Origin of the sequence: Providencia rustigianii DSM 4541 (assembly GCF_000156395.1) — a bacterium.
GTDB classification, from domain to species: Bacteria; Pseudomonadota; Gammaproteobacteria; order Enterobacterales; family Enterobacteriaceae; genus Providencia; species Providencia rustigianii.
Window position 1 is genome coordinate 148,425 of record NZ_GG703817.1, and the last position, 19,159, is coordinate 167,583.

A 19,159-nucleotide genomic window follows, 5' to 3' on the forward strand; every position below is an offset into this window, starting at 1 on the left:
CCTAAATCGTCATACTTTTGTTTTATATACTAAACACGATACTCCAGTTCGCCTTAGAAGTCTCCAACCTTTTCTCGATCAAAATCCCATATATCCTCTACCTTAAATTTCATCGACAGTTTTTCTGATTTGTCTTTCGCTTTTCTACCCATTTATCGGTATCTTAGCCACTCCTGTTAATTTCAATAGGTTAGTTATGGAATCACCTGCAACTTTATTAAATAAAATAATATCTATTTCATTACTCGAACCGAGAATCGAAGCAGTTGTACTGACTGGCTCTCGTGGGAGAGAAAAGGATATTGATGCTTATTCAGACATTGATATCGAACTTATCGGCCATGGCGTAACCGACCTTTTTAACGACAAAAATTGGGTTAGCCTAATTGCCAATCCGCTTATTGCCTTGCATTTGCAAAATGGTGGAGAAAATGAACCAGAATTTCCCACGTGTTTAGTCATCTACGAGGAAGGGCGTAAAGTTGATTTTACGTTTGCAGAGCCTATAAGGCTCAAAAAAATGCAACAAGGATTAGATACGATTTATACCCGAGGCTTTACTGTTTTGTTGGATAAAACAGGGTTAACTGACCAGCTACCTGAAGCCGCCAATATCCGTGTTCTACAGCCCCCATTATTAAGACAAAGTCAATTTGATGAGCTAGTCACTGATTTTTGGTTTGAAGCCCATCAGGTGGCTATCGCACTGACCCGAAATGAATTATGGAGTGCTTGGTCAAGAAGCACGGATATGAAACAATTTTTTCTCAGTTTGCTTGAGTTGAATGCATCACATTCCAATGAATTTAAAGATGTTTGGTACAACGGCAAGCACTACCAACAATGGATGCCGGAGCGCTTTATCAAAGCAACAGAAATAATTTTTGACTGTGGAACTGCACATAAGGCCGCTTTATCCCTGCATTGCTTGATGGCAAGCTTTCTCGAGGTTAGTGCTGAGTCTATGAGTCTATTCAACTATCAAGAAAAACAATCTGTGGGCTTAAAAATGCAGGACATTGTTATCGGGATATTAAAGGATAACGGGCTAATAGCCGAAAAGATGAAATAAATAATGCAGAACTAGCAAGGGAATGCTGGTTTTTGTTTTTTTAGAATTGAAAGTGGTTATTGGTGTTCATTGTTCTTTGACTGAGTTCGAAACCGTGGATGTTCAGGAGGAGACTAATGGAATTTTATGTGAAGAAATTTTTAAGATGGTGGGTCGTGCAGGATTTAAGTCCTTCAGACTTACACTTCGTGTCGAACCTGCGACCATCTTGTCGAGACATGGCTCAATCATTGAAGTTTTACTTGATTGGGATGAGTTTGAATTGGATATCTTTAAGATGGTGGGTCGTGCAGGATTTAAGTCCTTCGGACTTACACTTCGTGTCGAACCTGCGACCATCTTGTCGAGGCATGGCTCAATTATTGGAGTTTTACTTGATTGGGATAAGTTTGAATCGGATGTCTTTAAGATGGTGGGTCGTGCAGGATTTAAGTCCTTCAGACTTACACTTCGTGTCGAACCTGCGACCATCTTGTCGAGACATGGCTCAATCATTGAAGTTTTACTTGATTGGGATGAGTTTGAATTGGATATCTTTAAGATGGTGGGTCGTGCAGGATTACTCGGGCTTTGCCCTCGCCCTTCGGGTCGTTGCGACAAGCGCAACGCTGTCTCGCTTCGCTCGGCTCGAACCTGAACGCAGCTTCTCACCTACACTCAACGTGCAATATATAAATGGTAGAGTTGTTTATTCTTGGGGAGTTTCTTTGAGATGGTGGGTCGTGCAGGATTCGAACCTGCGACCAATTGATTAAAAGTCAACTGCTCTACCAACTGAGCTAACGACCCATCTATATTACTTAAATTGTTTACTACTTTAGATGGTGGGTCGTGCAGGATTCGAACCTGCGACCAATTGATTAAAAGTCAACTGCTCTACCAACTGAGCTAACGACCCATCTGTACTGCTTGAATTGTTTACTACTTTTAGATGGTGGGTCGTGCAGGATTCGAACCTGCGACCAATTGATTAAAAGTCAACTGCTCTACCAACTGAGCTAACGACCCATCTAAAATTTAAATCTCATTGATACCACTCAGATTTCTCAACCTGCTGTTTCTCGTATCAACGGCGGCTTATATTACTGATTTCTGACTGGGGTGCAACGCTTTTTTTGAAAAAATGAATTAAGTGCGCACTAATCATACGGATAACCCCGAAATGTTTGGTTATGTTGCTTCGGGGTTAATAATTAAAGGGCACTCAACTTCTTCTCTGCAAGTTTTGAACCTGCACTATTGGGGTATTGTTTCAATACCTGCTGGTAAACAGCTTTTGCTTTATCTTTCTGTCCCTTATCTTGCATGATAAGACCCACTTTATATAAGGCCTCACTGCTTTTTTGAGACTTTGGATACTGCTTAACTACGGTTGCAAAGTAAAATGCTGCATCATCTTTGCTGCCTTTATTGTAGTTTAACTGCCCCAACCAATAGTTAGCATTGGATTGATATCCAGACTTCGGATACGTTTTGATAAACCCTTGCAATGCCCCAATAGCCTCATCAATTTGTGCTTTTGATTTGCTGTTCATGGCTAACTGAACTGCGGCATTATAATCATCTTTTTCATTACCACCGGAGCTTGGAGCCGCTGCGGAGGTATCTGAAGTCGATGACGCGGGACTTGATGCACTTGAATCTGTTGCATCAGAAGGAGTTGCTGAATCACCGCCACCCGCTTTGTCCAATTGCATATACAAATCTTTTTGGCGCTCAACAACCTGATTCAATTTATATTCACTTTCTTGAATCTGTCCACGTAACATATCGATGTCACGCTGGTTATCGGCTAATTGCTGCTGGATTTGATAAATAATTTGACCTTGAGAGCTAACGGCTGTCTCAAGTTGGGTGAGGCGATCTGCAGAGGAACCAGATCCGACATTGTTGATTGGCGCTTGGGCAATAGCGGCCCAAGGGGCCGCTACGCCAACCAATAACGACAGACCGACTAGTAATTGTCTGAAGTTACTGTTCATAATAGATAATTTCTCTTATCTATTAGTATGCAATGACTGCACGACGGTTTTTCGCGTAGTCTGCTTCAGTGTGACCTAACACAGCTGGTTTTTCTTTACCGTAAGAAACCAGTGAAACTTGGTCGCCTGAAACACCTTTGCTTTGCAGATACATTTTAACTGCGTTAGCACGACGCTCGCCCAGTGCGATGTTGTATTCTGGAGTACCACGCTCATCCGCATGACCTTCAACAACAACACGTACAGATGGGTTGCTACGCAGGAATGCTGCGTGTGCATCTAACATTTCAGCGTACTCTGGAGATACGTTGTATTTATCGAAACCAAAGTAAACAGTGTTGTTCTGTTGCAGTTGTTCCATTTGCTGACGTGCCAGCTCTTCCGCAGACAGACCAGTATTAGTTTGATCCACAGCAGAATCAGCACCATTTTGGTCATTGTTTTTGTTAGAGCTACAAGCTGCGACTGCCATGATTGGTAATGCGATCATCAGCCCTTTAAGCACTTTGTTCAGTTGCATCGTTTTGATCCTTAATATTTTTGCCACACATTATTATTATGCATCACAGATACGGCGACCAGGCAGGAAATTTTACCTGTCCATCGGTTGCCGGAAGACGCGCTTTGAAACGCCCGTCGGTCGAAACTAGCTGCAATATAGTCCCCAAGCCTTGAGAGGAGCTATAAATTACCATAGTGCCGTTAGGTGCGATACTCGGCGTTTCATCTAGAAACGTTGTCGTTAAATATTCAACGTTACCCGTTGCCAGATCCTGTTTGGCGATATGCTGTTGACCGCCCCCGGAGCTGACCATCACTAAGAAAGTTCCATCCGGGCTTACATCAGCATCCTGATTTTGAGTTCCTTCATAGGAGACTCTTACTGGACTACCACCATTAATATTCATTTTATAAACTTGCGGACGTCCTGCTTGGTCCGAAGTATAGACTAAAGTTTGGCTATCCGGCATCCAGCTTGGTTCAGTATTGTTACTACGACCATCTGTAACTTGACGAATTTGCCCACTTGCTAAGTCCATCACATATAAATTCAGGCTACCTGTCTTAGACAGTGCAAATGCTAATTTAGTACCATCTGGTGAGAACGCAGGCGCCCCATTATGACGTGGGAATTTTGCAACCTGACGAACTGCACCACTTGATAGCGTCTGGATAACTAACGCAGAGCTACCACTTTCAAATGTTACATACGCGATTTTTTGACCATCTGGTGACCATGCTGGTGACATCAGTGGTTCAGGTGAACGGTGAACCGTAAATTGGTTAAATCCGTCATAATCTGAAACGCGTAATTCAAACGGATATTGACCGCCATTAGTTTTCACTACATACGCAATACGCGTACGGAATGCTCCACGAATACCGGTCAATTTCTCAAAAACTTCATCACTTGCAGTATGAGCTGCATAGCGTAACCAATCTTTAGTGACTTTAAATTGGTTCTGAGCTAACACTGCACCTGGATTAGCAGCAACATCAACTAGTTGATAACTGACTACGAAGCTACCATCTGCGGCTGGCTGAACTTGACCAACGACAACAGCATTAATGCCCAACGTAGTCCAAGCATCAGGAATGACTTCTGAAGCCGTTCCCGGTTGCTGAGGCATACGGCTTGGCTCAATAGGGTTAAATTTACCGCTATTACGTAAATCAGCGCCGACAATCTGTCCAACTTCTTGTGGTGGCGCACCTGCACCCGCCCACTTAAATGGAACCACACCGATTGGTTGAGCTGAGTTAACGCCTTCAGTTATCTCAATACGGATTTCTGCCTGAGCAACAGTAGCCCATAGCATCAGGAACCCGAAAACTATTTTAAACGCCTGCTTCATCCTAATCTCCCTTACTGCGATATTCACCACCGCAATAATTCGCTGAATTTTAACAAAGGTATACTAACAAAACTAGATAGCACACAAACTATTTATTACATCGCCAAAAAATTTACAATATAGACTACTCTGACTTATTGAAAATTAAGGCTTAAATACTAATGTGCTGCCTGATTTATTAAACGTTTCATAGACCTCTCTGCTAGGTGGTTTTGGCATAGTTGCGAGTTTTGCCGCTCTTATTGCCGCTTCACATAGCGCGGGATCATTTGCTGGACCATTTTTCGGTGTAATACTGACCAATAATCCATCTGGTGCCAGTTTTAATTGCAGCTCACAAGTCCGTCCACGATACGTCGCTGAGTCATAGAATTTACTTTGGATCGCTGCTTTTATTTTACCTGCATAGCTATCAACATCTGCATTAGATGCGCCTGATTTTTTACCGCCTCCGCTGCCAGCAGCAGTCTGTCCGCCTTGCTTACTTGGACCTGATGCAGTTAAATCACCCAGCAAATCATCAACGGATGATGCATTTTTTGCGGCTTCAGCTTTGGCTTTAGCGGCCTTAGCTTTAGCTTCTTTATCTTTGGCTTCTTTATCAGCCTTAGCTTTCGCTTCTTTCTCAGCTTTAGCCTTAGCATCAGCTTCAGCTTTTGCTTTAGCTTCTTTTTCAGCCTTAGCTTTAGCATCAGATTCGGCTTTTTCTTTCGCTTCTTTTTCGGCTTTAGCTTTGGCAGCCTCGGCTTCTTTTTTAGCTTGCGCTTCCGCTTTCTCTTTCGCTATAGCCTGCTCTTTAATTAGCTTTTCTTTCTCAGCTTTGGCTTGCGCAGCGGCATCCTCAGCTAATTTTTGCTCTTCCTTCGCTTTTTTGGCTGCTTCTTGAGCTTGCTTTTTCTGTTCTTCAGCTTGTTTTTGCTGCTGTTCAGTTTCGCGCTGAGTTTGAATTTGTTCTTCTTCAAGTTTTTGCAGACGCTTTTGTTCCTGCTCCTGCTTTTCTCTCAGCTCAGCATCTTGTTTCTGTTGTTGTTCTTTGCGTTCTTTAGCTGCTTGTTGGGAACTTTTTTGCTGCTGTTGAGATTGATTATATTGCTCAACAACAGCACCAGGATCGACCATGACTGCATCAATGACCGTTCCCTCTTCTCCACCGCCGCCAAGTTGAACGACTGTCACTAAAGAGCCTATAACGATTAAAGCAACCAATAAGATGTGCAATCCAATCGACACCATTAATGAACGCTTTAAGTTATCCTGTTTCTCTTTTGTCTTTCCCACTCTGGTTTCCAAAAAAAGAATCGTTTCTTTTCAAACTACATCCAAGCCACAAGAACAGTGGCTGGACAAATTAAATAGGTTGAGTCATCAAACCAACAGATTTGATCCCTGCCCCATGTAACAGATTCAGCGCCTTAATCACTTCATCATAAGGAACTTCTTTAGCTCCGCCAATTAAGAAAACCGTTTTAGGATTTTTCTCTAATTGTGCTTTTGCCTCTGCTGAAATTTGTTCTGGTGGCAGTAACTCTAAACGCTCACCATCGATCAACATATTATATTGATCAACCCCTGCCACTTCTAAAATCACAGGGGGGTTATCACTTGATGATACGGTTTGAGTATCTGTAGCATCCGGCAATTCAACTTCCACACTCTGAGAAATAATAGGTGCTGTTGCCATAAAGATCAGCAAAAGCACCAACAATACGTCCAGTAATGGGACTATGTTGATTTCGGATTTCAGCTCACGTTTGCGACTATTGCGCGCCATTCGCTTTTCTCCCCGTCTTATTTCTTATCTGCAGAGAATGCTTGACGATGCAGGATAGCTAGGAATTCTTCCATAAAGTTATCGTAGCTTTGTTCAAGTTTATTCACGCGTAAGTTTAAGCGGTTGAATGCCATAACAGCAGGGATTGCCGCAAATAAACCAATTGCAGTTGCAATCAGCGCTTCCGCAATACCCGGTGCAACCATTTGTAGCGTTGCTTGCTTTACCGCACCCAATGCGATAAATGCATGCATAATTCCCCAAACGGTACCAAATAGACCAATATAAGGGCTAATCGACCCTACTGTACCTAAAAATGGGATATGTGACTCTACAGATTCCAATTCACGGTTCATGGAAATACGCATTGCACGTGCTGCGCCAGTAATGACGGCATCCGGTGCATGGATATTCGCTTGGTGTAAACGTACAAATTCTTTGAAGCCAGAGTAAAAAATTTGCTCTGTGCCACCTAGTGCATCACGGCGTGCCTGACTCTCTTTATACAAACGAGACAGTTCAATACCTGACCAAAATTTATCTTCGAACGCTTCAGCCTCACGGGTTGCCGCGTTTAAAATTTTGGTTCTTTGAATAATGATGGCCCACGATGCAATAGAAAATCCAAGCAAAACGAACATAATGATCTGAACCAATAGGCTCGCTTTTAGGAATAAATCCAAGATATTCATGTCAGTCACTGTTTAAACTCCGCGACAATAGACTCAGGAAGCGCTTTTGGCTTCATTTTAGAAATGTCCACACAAGCAATTAGGGCGGTCGCCCCACAAAGCAAGTTACCTTGCGAATCAACTAACCTTTGCTGAAATTTTAAAGAAGCTCGTTTTATTTCAACGATTTCCGTTTCAACTTCCAGCAGGTCATCTAACCGAGCACCCTTAATAAAGTCGATTGTCATATTTTTGACAACAAATCCTAGGTTCTCTGCGAGTAAACTTTGTTGATTGATACCTTTATTTCGCAACATTTCCGTTCTTGCGCGCTCAAAAAAAGCCAGATAACGTGCATGATATACAACTCCGCCCGCATCAGTGTCTTCATAATACACGCGAACAGGCCAGCGAAATAACATAAAAATCACTCCGTCTTAGGTTAAATTAATTAACGGTGCCACTATACGCAAGACCGTGACGCTTTGGAATCACTTTGCAGGTAAAGATATCAAAAATAATTGTGGATCTCATGACCCACAATCTGAATTTAGATTAACTGAAGACTTTAATTAGTCCCCAGATAAGAATGATGATGGCAGGCAATGGATGGAACAACACTCGCCAGATGATTTTATTAGGTAGGAAACCCACCCCAAAAATAATCGCGCTGCAAGTTGCCCATATCATTAGGAAACCTAGCCAGATAGGAAATGAGCTAGTATTGGCTGCAAATAGGGATGGATCCCACATAACAGTACCAGCTGTAACTAAAGCTAATACAAGGATAAGGGCCCTAATAGGGCCCTTTCCTAATAGCTGATAGGTTTTATCCATCAGCATATTATTTACTCACCATCTTTAGCTGTTTTAGCTTCTTTTGCACTTTCTGAGTGCTCAAGAGCTAATGCTGCAATCACTGCAAAACTACAAGCTAACAGAGTGCCGAGGATCCAGGCGAAATACCACATATGTTATGCTCCTTAATACAGTGAATGCTTGTTGCTTTCGATAAAGTTTTTGTCCAAACGACCAAACATTTTGTAGTAACACCAAGCGGTGTAGCACAGAATGAGTGGGACAAAAATGATCGCAACAACAGTCATGACTTGCAGAGTGAACAAGCTAGATGTCGCATCCCACATGGTCAAGCTTGCATTTGGCATGATGCTTGATGGCATGATGAATGGGAACATTGCAACACCACATGTCAAAATAATACATGCGATAGTCAATGATGAAAATAAGAACGCCCAACCATTTTTGTCTGCTTTAGTTGCAATCATCGTTAACAGCGGTAACCCAACACCTAGAGCAGGTAAAGCCCACAGGATTGGATACGTGTTAAAGTTAGTTAACCATGCACCAGAAGCGACTTCTACAGTTTTGTTCAGTGGGTTAGATGGAGCATATGGGTCTATTGCTGAAGTCACAACATAACCATCGATACCCATAACTAACCATACACCAGCACCCGCAAAAGCAACTAACGTGATCAGCGCACAAATATACGTGGCTTTACGGGTACGTAGGTGAAGTTCACCTGTCGTACGCATTTGCAGATAAGTTGCACCTTGGGTAACAATCATCATTAAACCAACAACACCAGCTAACAAGCCATATGGGTTTAACAGACCAAACAGATTACCTGTATAAGTCAGATACTGCTGGTTATCAATTTGCAGTGGAACACCCAATAACAGGTTACCAAATGCAACACCGATAACTAATGGCGGAACGAAACCACCAATAAACAGACCCCAGTCCCACATGCTACGCCATTTTGGGTTCTCCAGTTTTGAACGGTAGTCGAAACCAACCGGACGGAAGAACAATGCAGCTAATACCAAAATCATAGCAACATAGAAGCCAGAGAATGAAGCAGCATAAACTTGTGGCCATGCAGCAAACATTGCACCACCCGCGGTGATTAACCAAACTTGGTTACCATCCCAATGCGGTGCAACAGCATTAATCATAACGCGGCGTTCAGTATCTGTTTTACCTAAGATAGGTAATAAGAAGCCAACGCCCATGTCAAAACCATCCGTGACAGCAAACCCAATCAGCAGCACGCCGATAAGGATCCACCACACAAATCGAAGAACTTCATAATCAAACATAAGTGGACTCCTGTTTACTGAACGTCGTGTGCTGAACTATTTTTTTGTTCAAAATGATAACGACCGGTTTTCAGGCTACTAGGCCCTTTACGAGCGAATTTGAACATTAAGAACATTTCAGCAATCAAGAACAGTGTATACAGACCACAGATCAGTACCAGAGAGAAGATCAGATCTTGAGGTGTTAAATTAGAGTGTGCAACCGAAACCGGTAACACTTCACCAATTGCCCACGGTTGACGACCGTACTCTGCCACAAACCAACCTGATTCAATTGCAATCCAAGGTAATGGAATACCGAACAACGCAAGGCGTAACAGTAATTTGCTTTTACCAATACGGTTACGAATAACTGACAGGAATGCCCAACCAACGATTAGCAGTAATGCGAAACCAACTGCAACCATGATACGGAATGCCCAGAACAGTGGCGCTACGTTTGGAATACTGTCTTTAACAGCTTTTTGGATTTGTTCTTCAGTCGCATCAACAACATTTGGAGCATATTGTTTTAACAGAAGACCATAACCGAGGTCTTTTTTGCTTGCTTCAAATGCAGCGCGCAGTTCAGGACTCTTATCACCAGCTAATAATTGTTGTAGCTGACCATAAGAAACCATACCGTTACGGATACGAACTTCGTGTTGCTTCATCAGATCTTTCAGACCTAATACTGGCGTATCAATAGAGCGAGTTGCAATGATACCCATTGCCCAAGGAATTGAGATAGAGAATGTATTCTCTTCTTTTTCATTGCTTGGGAACGCGATTAGGTTAAATGCAGCTGGAGGAGCATGTGTTTCCCACTCTGCCTCAACAGCGGCCAGCTTTGTTTTCTGCACGTCACCCATTTCGTAACCTGATTCATCACCAAGAACGATAACAGATAAGACCGCCGCCATACCAAAGCTTGCAGCAATTGCAAAAGAACGTTTAGCAAACGCAACATCACGACCTTTAAGTAGGTAGTAAGAGCTGATACCCAGAATGAACATAGCACCAGTACAGTAGCCTGCTGCAACAGTATGTACGAATTTAACTTGTGCGACTGGGTTAAGAACTAGCTCGGAGAAGCTAAGCATTTCCATTCGCATTGTTTCGTAGTTAAAGTCTGCAGCGATTGGGTTTTGCATCCAACCGTTCGCTACCAGAATCCACAGTGCTGAGAAGTTAGAACCTAAAGCAACTAACCAAGTCACCGCAAGGTGCTGAGTTTTGCTTAAACGATCCCAACCAAAGAAGAATAAACCAACAAAGGTAGATTCTAAGAAGAATGCCATCAATCCTTCGATTGCCAGAGGCGCACCGAAGATATCTCCAACATAGTGGGCGTAGTATGACCAGTTAGTACCAAATTGGAACTCCATAGTCAGACCAGTTGCAACACCTAGGGCAAAGTTAATACCAAATAACTTACCCCAGAACTTAGTCATATCTTTATAAATTTGTTTACCGGACAGCACATATACCGTCTCCATGATCGCAAGCAAAAACGCCATACCTAGCGTTAATGGTACGAATAGGAAGTGGTACATCGCGGTTAAGGCAAACTGTAATCGTGACAGTTCGACAATATCAAACATCTTGACTCCTTGCTCCTAGCAGGAAGACACCGACTTGCGGCAACCCAGCTTCCAGTATTAAACGGGAAAGCCTCTTAACTACCAGCAAAAAATGCCTCAAAACAACAAATAATTAACAAAAGTAAAGGAAAAAACCTACCATAATAATAGTACGCCTATCTTCACATACAATAAACTTCTTTTACGTGATTCAGATTTGAATTCTGAAGTTATATCAATAATTATACCCTTTAATAGAAAAATAGGTATTTGATCGAGTACCAATTTAAGCAATTTAAACAAATAAAGCCAGTGGTAATAGATTGATCTAAGTCAATTTTTTCTAGCTTGTTAATTTCATTCGTCTCGAATCAAATAATAGTTAGTTAGTTGTTAACTACCTGTTATTATCATTGATATATAACTTTTTACTTTTTTAATAAGATTAAAACAAACTTATAACGTCTTCTTTAATACATCTAAAAAAGAATGTCTATTTTATAATAGCAGCTTATTTTTAAGTTATTACTTAATTTATAAATAAAGAGAATAATCGTAGTTAATCCCCTATATTCAGTTAATCAAATATCACTATAAATATAAAAATTGATCTACTGCAAAATTTGACTAATATGCGTAATGTGCTATTTGCAAGCAAATAAAAAACTCTCTAAATATCACTTTTTAGACTGGTTTATTCTTGGCTGATATAGTTTAAAGAACCCTATTTACAGAATTAAATTCCTAATATATAAATACAAAAAAACCCGTGCTTCATTCTGCAAGCACGGGTTCTGTCTCTTACGTTACCTGAGCAATTAGCTCATGTTTCGCTTATTTATTTAACAGTGATTTTACTGCATCGCCGATATCAGCAAGGCTACGAACAGTTTTAACACCTGCGGCTTCTAAAGCAGCAAATTTTTCATCTGCTGTACCTTTACCACCCGCGATAATTGCACCAGCATGACCCATACGCTTACCTTTAGGTGCAGTAACACCAGCAATATAGCCTACGACAGGTTTAGTGACGTGCTCTTTAATATACGCAGCGGCATCTTCTTCAGCATTACCACCAATTTCACCGATCATAACAATTGCTTCAGTTTGTGGGTCTTCTTGGAACAATTTCAGGATATCGATAAAGTTTGAGCCTGGGATTGGGTCACCACCGATACCAACACAGGTTGATTGACCTAAACCAGCATCAGTCGTCTGTTTAACCGCTTCATAAGTCAACGTACCTGAACGTGAAACGATACCGACTTTACCTGGCATATGGATATGACCCGGTTGGATACCAATTTTGCACTGTCCTGGGGTGATTACACCTGGGCAGTTTGGTCCAATCATACGAACGCCAGCTTCGTCTAATTTCACTTTAACAGTCAGCATATCCAGTGTTGGGATACCTTCAGTAATAGTGATAATCAACTTGATACCAGCATCAATGGCTTCAAGGATAGAATCTTTACAAAATGGTGCTGGAACATAGATAACAGAAGCTGTTGCGCCTGTTGCTTCTACCGCTTCACGCACAGTATTAAATACGGGTAGGCCTAGGTGAGTTGTGCCACCTTTACCTGGCGTTACACCGCCAACCATTTTTGTACCGTAAGCAATAGCTTGTTCGGAGTGGAAAGTACCTTGACCGCCAGTAAAACCTTGGCAAATTACTTTGGTGTTTTTATCGATTAAAATAGACATTATTTAGCCTCCGCCGCTGCTACTGCTTTCTTAGCTGCATCTGTCAGGCTGTTTGCTGCGATAATATTTAAACCGCTATCTGCCAGTTTTTTCGCACCTAACTCTGCATTGTTACCTTCTAAACGTACAACTACTGGTACATTTACGCCAACTTCTTCTACTGCACCAATGATGCCGTCTGCAATCAGGTCACAGCGAACGATACCACCAAAAATGTTTACGAATACGGCTTTAACGCTCTTATCTGAAAGGATAATTTTAAATGCTTCAGTTACGCGTTCTTTAGTTGCACCGCCACCAACATCAAGGAAGTTAGCTGGGGAACCGCCGTGCAATTTAACGATATCCATCGTACCCATTGCAAGACCCGCGCCGTTAACCATACAACCGATGTTACCATCCAGCGCTACGTAGTTTAGTTCCCATTGAGCCGCTTGAGCTTCACGCGCATCTTCTTGAGATGGATCGTGCATTTCACGCATTTCAGCTTGGCGATACAGTGCGTTACTATCAACGCCTAATTTACCATCTAAGCAAATTAAGTCGCCTTCAGTATTGATAACTAATGGGTTAACTTCGATCAGAGCTAAGTCGCGCTCTAAGAACATGGTTGCTAAGCCCATGAAAATTTTCGCGAATTGGCTAACTTGCTTTCCAGTTAAGCCTAATTTAAAGGCTAATTCACGGCCTTGATAAGGCATAGGCCCTGTCAGTGGATCGATAGCCGCTTTATGAATCAGTTCTGGTGTTTCTTCGGCAACTTTTTCAATTTCAACGCCGCCTTCAGTTGATGCCATGAACACAACACGACGTGTTCCACGGTCAACAACTGCACCTAAATACAGCTCTTTAGCAATGTCAGTTGCGCTTTCAACCAAGATTTGGTTTACAGGCTGACCATTTGCATCAGTTTGGTAAGTGACCAGATTTTTACCTAACCACTTTTCAGCAAACTCGCTGATGTCATTGATATCTTTTGTAACTTTTACGCCACCAGCTTTACCACGTCCACCTGCGTGAACTTGGCATTTGATAACCCATGGACCATTACCGATTTTTTTCGCTGCAGCTACTGCTTCTTCTACTGATGAACAGGCATAGCCAGTTGGAGCGGGTAAGCCATAGCGTGTAAAAAGCTGTTTTGCCTGATACTCGTGTAAATTCATGATGTTCTATCCATAATTGAGTCTGGAGGAGCGTGTATCGCCCCTTGCAATTGTTACAGATTTAGCAGCCAGAAAACTGGCTGCATCGGTTACCTCAGACCGGGCAGGTTGTACCCTGCCCTGTTATGTTTCTATACGTCTAACAGTAAACGAGTTGGATCTTCCAACATATCTTTAATAGCAACTAAGAAACTTACTGATTCACGACCATCGATTAGGCGGTGATCATAAGAAAGCGCTAAATACATCATTGGAAGAATTTCTACTTTACCGTTAACAGCCATTGGGCGGTCTTTGATGGCATGCATGCCTAAGATTGCGCTTTGTGGTGGGTTAATGATTGGAGTAGACATCAGAGAACCGAACACACCACCATTCGTGATAGTGAAGTTACCGCCACTTAAATCTTCAACGGTTAATTTACCGTCGCGACCTTTGACAGCCAGCTCTTTAATATTTTTCTCAATGTCAGCCATGCTCATAGCATCAACATCACGCAGAACTGGCGTTACCAGACCACGCGGTGTTGAAACGGCAATACTGATATCGAAATAGTTATGGTAAACCACGTCAGTGCCATCAATAGAAGCGTTAACTTCTGGGTAGCGTTTCAGTGCTTCAACTGCGGCTTTGATGTAGAAAGACATAAAGCCTAAACGTACACCGTGACGTTTTTCGAATGCATCACCATATTGAGCACGTAAATCTTTGATTGGCTGCATGTTAACTTCATTAAATGTGGTTAACATTGCGGTGCTATTTTTAGCTTCCAGCAGGCGTTCCGCGATACGTTTACGCAGGCGTGTCATTGGTACACGTTTTTCACTGCGGTGAGCTAACGGAGCTTGTGGCGCAGCTGGCGCTTGTGCTGCTGCCGCAGCTGGTTTAGCGGCTAAGTGCTTGTCAACATCTTCGCGAGTCAGACGTCCACCAACACCCGTACCTTTAATATCTGCTGGGTTCAGACCGTGCTCTGCTACCAGACGACGAATTGCTGGGCTCAGAGCATCATTGCTTTCTTCTTCTAAACTTGCAGTTTGGCGAGCTGCTGGTGCTGGTGCCGCTTCTTTCACTTCAGCAGGAATACCAGTACTATCACCTAAACGAATACGGCCCAATAGCTGTTTAGATAAAACAGTTGCGCCTTCTTCTTCAATGATCGCTTCTAAAATACCCGCTTCACTTGCAGGAACTTCTAAAACAACTTTATCTGTCTCGATTTCAACCAGGACTTCATCACGCTGAACACTGTCACCTGGTTTTTTATGCCATGTGGCAACCGCTGCGTCAGCGACGGATTCAGGAAGATCGGGAACAAGAATTTCTACGCTACTCATTTTCTATCCTTTAATTATGCAATGTTCAAAGCGTCATTAACCAGGGCCGCTTGTTGTTCCTGGTGAACGGAGTTATATCCAACAGCTGGAGAAGAAGAAGCTGCTCGACCGGCATAGCGTAAACTTGCGCCTGCTGGGATTGCCTCATGGAAATTATGTTGGCTGCAATACCAAGCGCCTTGGTTTAGCGGCTCTTCTTGACACCAAACAAAATCTTTCACATGAGCATATTGAGCCAATACTTTTTGGATGTCGTCATGCGGGAACGGATATAACTGCTCAATACGCACGATCGCAACATCGGTTTGCTCGTTCTTACGACGTTGCTCTAACAAATCGTAATAAACTTTACCGGAACACAGAACGACACGTTTCACATTTTTCGGATTGATTTCATCGATTTCACTGATAACTGGTTGGAATTTTCCATTTGCCAGCTCATCCATGCTAGATACCGCTAATGGATGACGTAACAGTGATTTAGGAGACATAACAATCAGAGGACGACGCATATCGCGCAGCGCTTGACGGCGTAACATGTGATAAACCTGAGCTGGTGTTGATGGCACACACACTTGCATGTTTTGATCCGCACACAGTTGCAGGTAACGCTCTAAACGAGCTGAGGAGTGTTCTGGACCTTGGCCTTCATAACCATGAGGTAATAACATCACCAGACCACACATCCGACCCCATTTCTGCTCACCCGAGCTAATAAATTGGTCAATAACCACCTGAGCACAGTTAGCAAAGTCACCAAACTGAGCTTCCCAAATAGTTAAAGCACGAGGTTCAGTTGTTGCATAACCATATTCAAATGCCAATACTGCGTTTTCAGTTAGAACAGAGTCCCAAACGTTGAATACGCCTTGACCACTATGAACATTTTGCAGTGGAACATATACTGAACCATTGGTTTGGTTGTGTACAACTGCATGGCGATGGAAGAATGTACCGCGACCCGCATCTTCACCAGATAGACGAATTGGAACACCTTCATCAACTAGCGTACCGTAAGCTAAAGTTTCTGCTGCACCCCAATCGAGTAATTTGTTACCTTTCGCCATTTCAGCGCGGTCCGCATAAATTTTCTCAACTCGAGATTGAGCAACAATACCCTCAGGGATTGTGCTTAGCTTAGTCGCCAGCTCAGTTAAACGCTTGATGTCATAGCTTGATTTATATTCTTCATGCCACTCATGGTTCAGATACGGTTCCCATGTATAAGCATTCAGCCCCATCTCACGATATTCATCAACGACACAATCGCCACGGTCTAATGCATCACGATACAGGTTAACCATTTCAGTGACTTCATTCGCTGAAACGATGCCTTCTTCAATTAAACGATCTGCATAGATTTTACGTGGTGTAGGATGCTGTTTGATTTTCTGGTACATAATTGGCTGAGTTGCACTTGGCTCATCAGCTTCGTTGTGACCATGACGGCGGTAACACACTAAGTCGACCATGACATCGCGCTTAAAGGTGTTACGGAAATCTAATGCTAAGCGAGTCACGAATGCGACGGCTTCAGGATCATCAGCATTAACGTGGAAAATTGGTGCCTGCACCATTTTCACAATATCAGTGCAGTATTCAGTTGAGCGTGTATCTTTCGGGTTCGACGTAGTAAAACCAACTTGGTTATTAATAACGATACGCATCGTACCGCCAACTTCATAACCACGGGCCTGAGACATGTTCAATGTTTCTTGAACAACACCCTGACCTGTTACTGCGGAGTCACCATGAATAGTGATTGGCAGAACCATGTTGCTGCGACCTTCATCAAGACGGTCACGACGAGCACGAACAGAACCGATAACCACTGGGCTCACGATTTCAAGGTGAGACGGGTTAAATGCTAACGCTAAGTGAACTCGTGAACCGGCCGTTTCAAAGTCAGACGAGAAACCTTGGTGATATTTTACGTCACCTGCGCTTGAATGGTCTTTATGTTTACCCGCAAACTCATCAAATAATTCAGCAGGTTTTTTACCCAGAATATTGATTAAAACGTTTAAGCGTCCACGGTGTGCCATACCCAGTACAACTTCACGGGTATCTTGTTTTCCGGCATGATGGATCAGGTCTTTCAGCATTGGAATTAATGCATCACCGCCCTCTAAAGAGAAGCGTTTCGCACCAGGGAATTTAGCGCCTAAATAACGCTCAAGCCCTTCTGCTGCGGTTAATTCAGCTAAGAAGCGACGTTTTTCTTCTTTAGTAAATTGTTCTGCAACATTCACGGATTCAAGACGCTGTTGGATCCAACGTTTTTCTTCGGTATTAGTGATATGCATATACTCCGCACCGATTGAACCGCAATAGATGCGCTTCAGGTGGTCATATAGCTCACTGAGTTTCATGGTTTCTTTGCCAATCGCAAATGAACCCACATTGAAAGTCTCGTCAAAATCTTCTTTGGTCAGATTATGGAATGTAGGGTCCAGATCTGGAACAGCTTCACGCTTCCAAAGTCCTAATGGGTCGAGATTGGCATTTTGATGTCCGCGGAAACGGAAGGCATTGATAAGTTGCAAAACTTTGACTTGTTTTGCATCGATCGTAGGATCGCTAACAGAGGTATGGTAACGGGTGGAATCTTTTGCTAAGCGACGGAAATAATCTCGTGCTTGCGAATGTAATTGCTCACCACTAGTACCTACTCCAGGTAGTTGCTGGAAGATTTCTCTCCACTCTGCATCTACGGAATTAGGGTCAGTCAGATAATCTTCATAGAGCTGTTCTATATAAGACTGGTTCGCGCCTGCCAGAAAGCTTGAATCCAGCCAGTCCTTCATTACGCCGTTCTGCATTGTGATCCCTTAAGCTTTATAAGCTTTAGTTTTCGCCGTGGTTAACTAATTGCCGCATTTAAGCGACCTCGATAAAGGTTCTCTTGGACGTGCTTTTTGCATGTTCTCACTTTGGGAGTCCCTTTTATCAATTAAGGGTTTCCCTTTTAAGGAACCTTTAAAAACTGGCTGCGGTTTTTAAAGGTTCCTTGTTTTTACATGCATCTTCATCTTTTTTTGCAGTTGGCTTTTTACTTTCACTTTTACTTCGCACTTGTTTCACTGAATTTTACTTTACGCTTATTTTTTACTTTAAGTGTTTATTTTGTGCTATCCGCATTTAGCCTACGGTACTCAGGTACCGCAGGCTATACCGGTTTTATGCGCTATGTTTTAACAACATAGATTTAATATGACCGATAGCTTTAGTCGGATTAAGTCCTTTAGGGCATACATTGACACAATTCATAATGCTATGACAGCGGAAAACACTAAAAGCGTCGTTCAGATCATCTAATCGTGAATCCGTTTCAGTATCGCGACTATCAATTAAGAATCTATACGCAGCTAACAGACCCGCAGGACCGATAAACTTGTCCGGATTCCACCAGAAAGATGGACATGAAGTAGAACAGCATGCACACAAAATACACTCATAGAGACCATCGAGTTTTTCACGTTGTGCAGGTGACTGTAAGTTTTCACGCGCCGGTGGATTCTTATTATCATTAAGAAGATATGGGCGAATTTTTTCGTACTGGGTATAGAACTGCGTCATGTCAATAATCAGGTCACGCACAACTGGCAAACCTGGCAATGGACGGATCACAATTTTTTTACCATTACGGGTCAAAGCAGACAGTGGCGTAATACAAGCCAGCCCATTCTTACCGTTCATGTTCACGCCATCAGAACCACATACCCCTTCACGACAAGAACGACGGAAAGACAATGTTGGGTCTTGTTCTTTTAATTGAATCAACGCATCTAGCAGCATCATGTCACGCCCATCTTTGACTTCAAGGGTGTAATCTTGCATGCGTGGTGCGTTGTCTACATCTGGATTATAGCGATAAATCGAAAATTCTAATTTCATAATTTATTTCTCCGC

Annotated in this window: 17 protein-coding genes, 3 tRNA genes and 1 other RNA gene; 1 reads left to right on the forward strand and 20 read right to left on the reverse strand. The window is 42.6% G+C overall.

Annotated elements, in window-relative coordinates; translation table 11 throughout:
- Positions 1–196 precede the first annotated feature (196 nt).
- A complete protein-coding gene (locus tag PROVRUST_RS00735) occupies positions 197–1,072 on the forward strand; it encodes an aminoglycoside 6-adenylyltransferase (protein WP_006812756.1) in 876 nt (291 codons plus the stop codon).
- 542 nt (positions 1,073–1,614) lie between these two features.
- Here PROVRUST_RS00735 and PROVRUST_RS18980 read toward each other — a convergent pair.
- From PROVRUST_RS18980 to PROVRUST_RS00830, 20 genes are all read right to left on the reverse strand, one after another.
- Positions 1,615–1,743: non-coding RNA, RtT sRNA (locus tag PROVRUST_RS18980), on the reverse strand.
- A gap of 42 nt (positions 1,744–1,785) precedes the next feature.
- Positions 1,786–1,861 (reverse strand) — tRNA-Lys (locus tag PROVRUST_RS00745).
- Between the two features lie 33 nt (positions 1,862–1,894).
- Positions 1,895–1,970, reverse strand: a tRNA-Lys gene (locus PROVRUST_RS00750).
- 34 nt (positions 1,971–2,004) lie between these two features.
- Positions 2,005–2,080: transfer RNA gene (locus PROVRUST_RS00755), tRNA-Lys, on the reverse strand.
- A 185-nt stretch (positions 2,081–2,265) separates the two neighbouring features.
- Positions 2,266–3,054: a cell division protein CpoB gene (gene cpoB / locus PROVRUST_RS00760; protein WP_006812757.1), complete on the reverse strand. Its 789-nt coding sequence runs from the start codon at positions 3,052–3,054 to the stop codon at positions 2,266–2,268.
- A gap of 22 nt (positions 3,055–3,076) precedes the next feature.
- The gene (gene pal, locus PROVRUST_RS00765; RefSeq protein ID WP_006812758.1) at positions 3,077–3,574 is read right to left on the reverse strand and encodes a peptidoglycan-associated lipoprotein Pal; all 498 of its coding nucleotides are present in this window, start codon (positions 3,572–3,574) and stop codon (positions 3,077–3,079) included.
- 43 nt (positions 3,575–3,617) lie between these two features.
- On the reverse strand, positions 3,618–4,910 hold the full coding sequence (gene tolB, locus PROVRUST_RS00770; RefSeq protein WP_006812759.1) for a Tol-Pal system beta propeller repeat protein TolB: 1,293 nt from the start codon (positions 4,908–4,910) through the stop codon (positions 3,618–3,620).
- Positions 4,911–5,054: 144 nt separating this feature from the next.
- Positions 5,055–6,188 carry a cell envelope integrity protein TolA gene (tolA, locus tag PROVRUST_RS00775; protein ID WP_006812760.1) on the reverse strand — a complete coding sequence of 378 codons (1,134 nt, stop codon included), beginning with the start codon at positions 6,186–6,188 and terminating at the stop codon, positions 5,055–5,057.
- 70 nt (positions 6,189–6,258) lie between these two features.
- Positions 6,259–6,681: a colicin uptake protein TolR gene (tolR, locus tag PROVRUST_RS00780; RefSeq protein ID WP_006812761.1), complete on the reverse strand. Its 423-nt coding sequence runs from the start codon at positions 6,679–6,681 to the stop codon at positions 6,259–6,261.
- A gap of 17 nt (positions 6,682–6,698) precedes the next feature.
- A complete protein-coding gene (tolQ, locus tag PROVRUST_RS00785; protein WP_006812762.1) occupies positions 6,699–7,382 on the reverse strand; it encodes a Tol-Pal system protein TolQ in 684 nt (227 codons plus the stop codon).
- A complete protein-coding gene (gene ybgC, locus PROVRUST_RS00790; RefSeq protein ID WP_006812763.1) occupies positions 7,379–7,774 on the reverse strand; it encodes a tol-pal system-associated acyl-CoA thioesterase in 396 nt (131 codons plus the stop codon). The genes tolQ and ybgC overlap by 4 nt, the downstream gene beginning before the upstream one ends.
- Before the next feature lie 133 nt (positions 7,775–7,907).
- Complete coding sequence (gene ybgE, locus PROVRUST_RS00795; RefSeq protein WP_006812764.1) at positions 7,908–8,195, reverse strand: cyd operon protein YbgE; 288 nt, start codon at positions 8,193–8,195, stop codon at positions 7,908–7,910.
- A gap of 5 nt (positions 8,196–8,200) precedes the next feature.
- Positions 8,201–8,323, reverse strand: coding sequence for a cytochrome bd-I oxidase subunit CydX (cydX, locus tag PROVRUST_RS19070; protein ID WP_006660445.1), 123 nt, complete (start codon positions 8,321–8,323; stop codon positions 8,201–8,203).
- A 12-nt stretch (positions 8,324–8,335) separates the two neighbouring features.
- Positions 8,336–9,475 (reverse strand): cytochrome d ubiquinol oxidase subunit II, encoded by a 1,140-nt coding sequence (cydB, locus tag PROVRUST_RS00800; RefSeq protein ID WP_006812765.1) that lies wholly within the window; start codon positions 9,473–9,475, stop codon positions 8,336–8,338.
- 14 nt (positions 9,476–9,489) lie between these two features.
- Positions 9,490–11,058 carry a cytochrome ubiquinol oxidase subunit I gene (gene cydA / locus PROVRUST_RS00805; RefSeq protein ID WP_006812766.1) on the reverse strand — a complete coding sequence of 523 codons (1,569 nt, stop codon included), beginning with the start codon at positions 11,056–11,058 and terminating at the stop codon, positions 9,490–9,492.
- A gap of 813 nt (positions 11,059–11,871) precedes the next feature.
- On the reverse strand, positions 11,872–12,744 hold the full coding sequence (gene sucD / locus PROVRUST_RS00810; protein WP_006812767.1) for a succinate--CoA ligase subunit alpha: 873 nt from the start codon (positions 12,742–12,744) through the stop codon (positions 11,872–11,874).
- Complete coding sequence (gene sucC, locus PROVRUST_RS00815; protein WP_006812768.1) at positions 12,744–13,910, reverse strand: ADP-forming succinate--CoA ligase subunit beta; 1,167 nt, start codon at positions 13,908–13,910, stop codon at positions 12,744–12,746. Before sucC ends, sucD begins: the two co-directional genes overlap by 1 nt.
- Before the next feature lie 131 nt (positions 13,911–14,041).
- Entirely contained in the window at positions 14,042–15,247 is a 1,206-nt protein-coding gene (gene odhB, locus PROVRUST_RS00820; RefSeq protein WP_006812769.1) for a 2-oxoglutarate dehydrogenase complex dihydrolipoyllysine-residue succinyltransferase, read from the reverse strand.
- Between the two features lie 14 nt (positions 15,248–15,261).
- Positions 15,262–18,069, reverse strand: a complete 2,808-nt coding sequence (gene sucA, locus PROVRUST_RS00825; protein ID WP_006812770.1) for a 2-oxoglutarate dehydrogenase E1 component — start codon at positions 18,067–18,069, stop codon at positions 15,262–15,264.
- 358 nt (positions 18,070–18,427) lie between these two features.
- Positions 18,428–19,144 carry a succinate dehydrogenase iron-sulfur subunit gene (locus PROVRUST_RS00830; protein WP_006812772.1) on the reverse strand — a complete coding sequence of 239 codons (717 nt, stop codon included), beginning with the start codon at positions 19,142–19,144 and terminating at the stop codon, positions 18,428–18,430.
- Between the last annotated feature and the right edge of the window lie 15 nt (positions 19,145–19,159).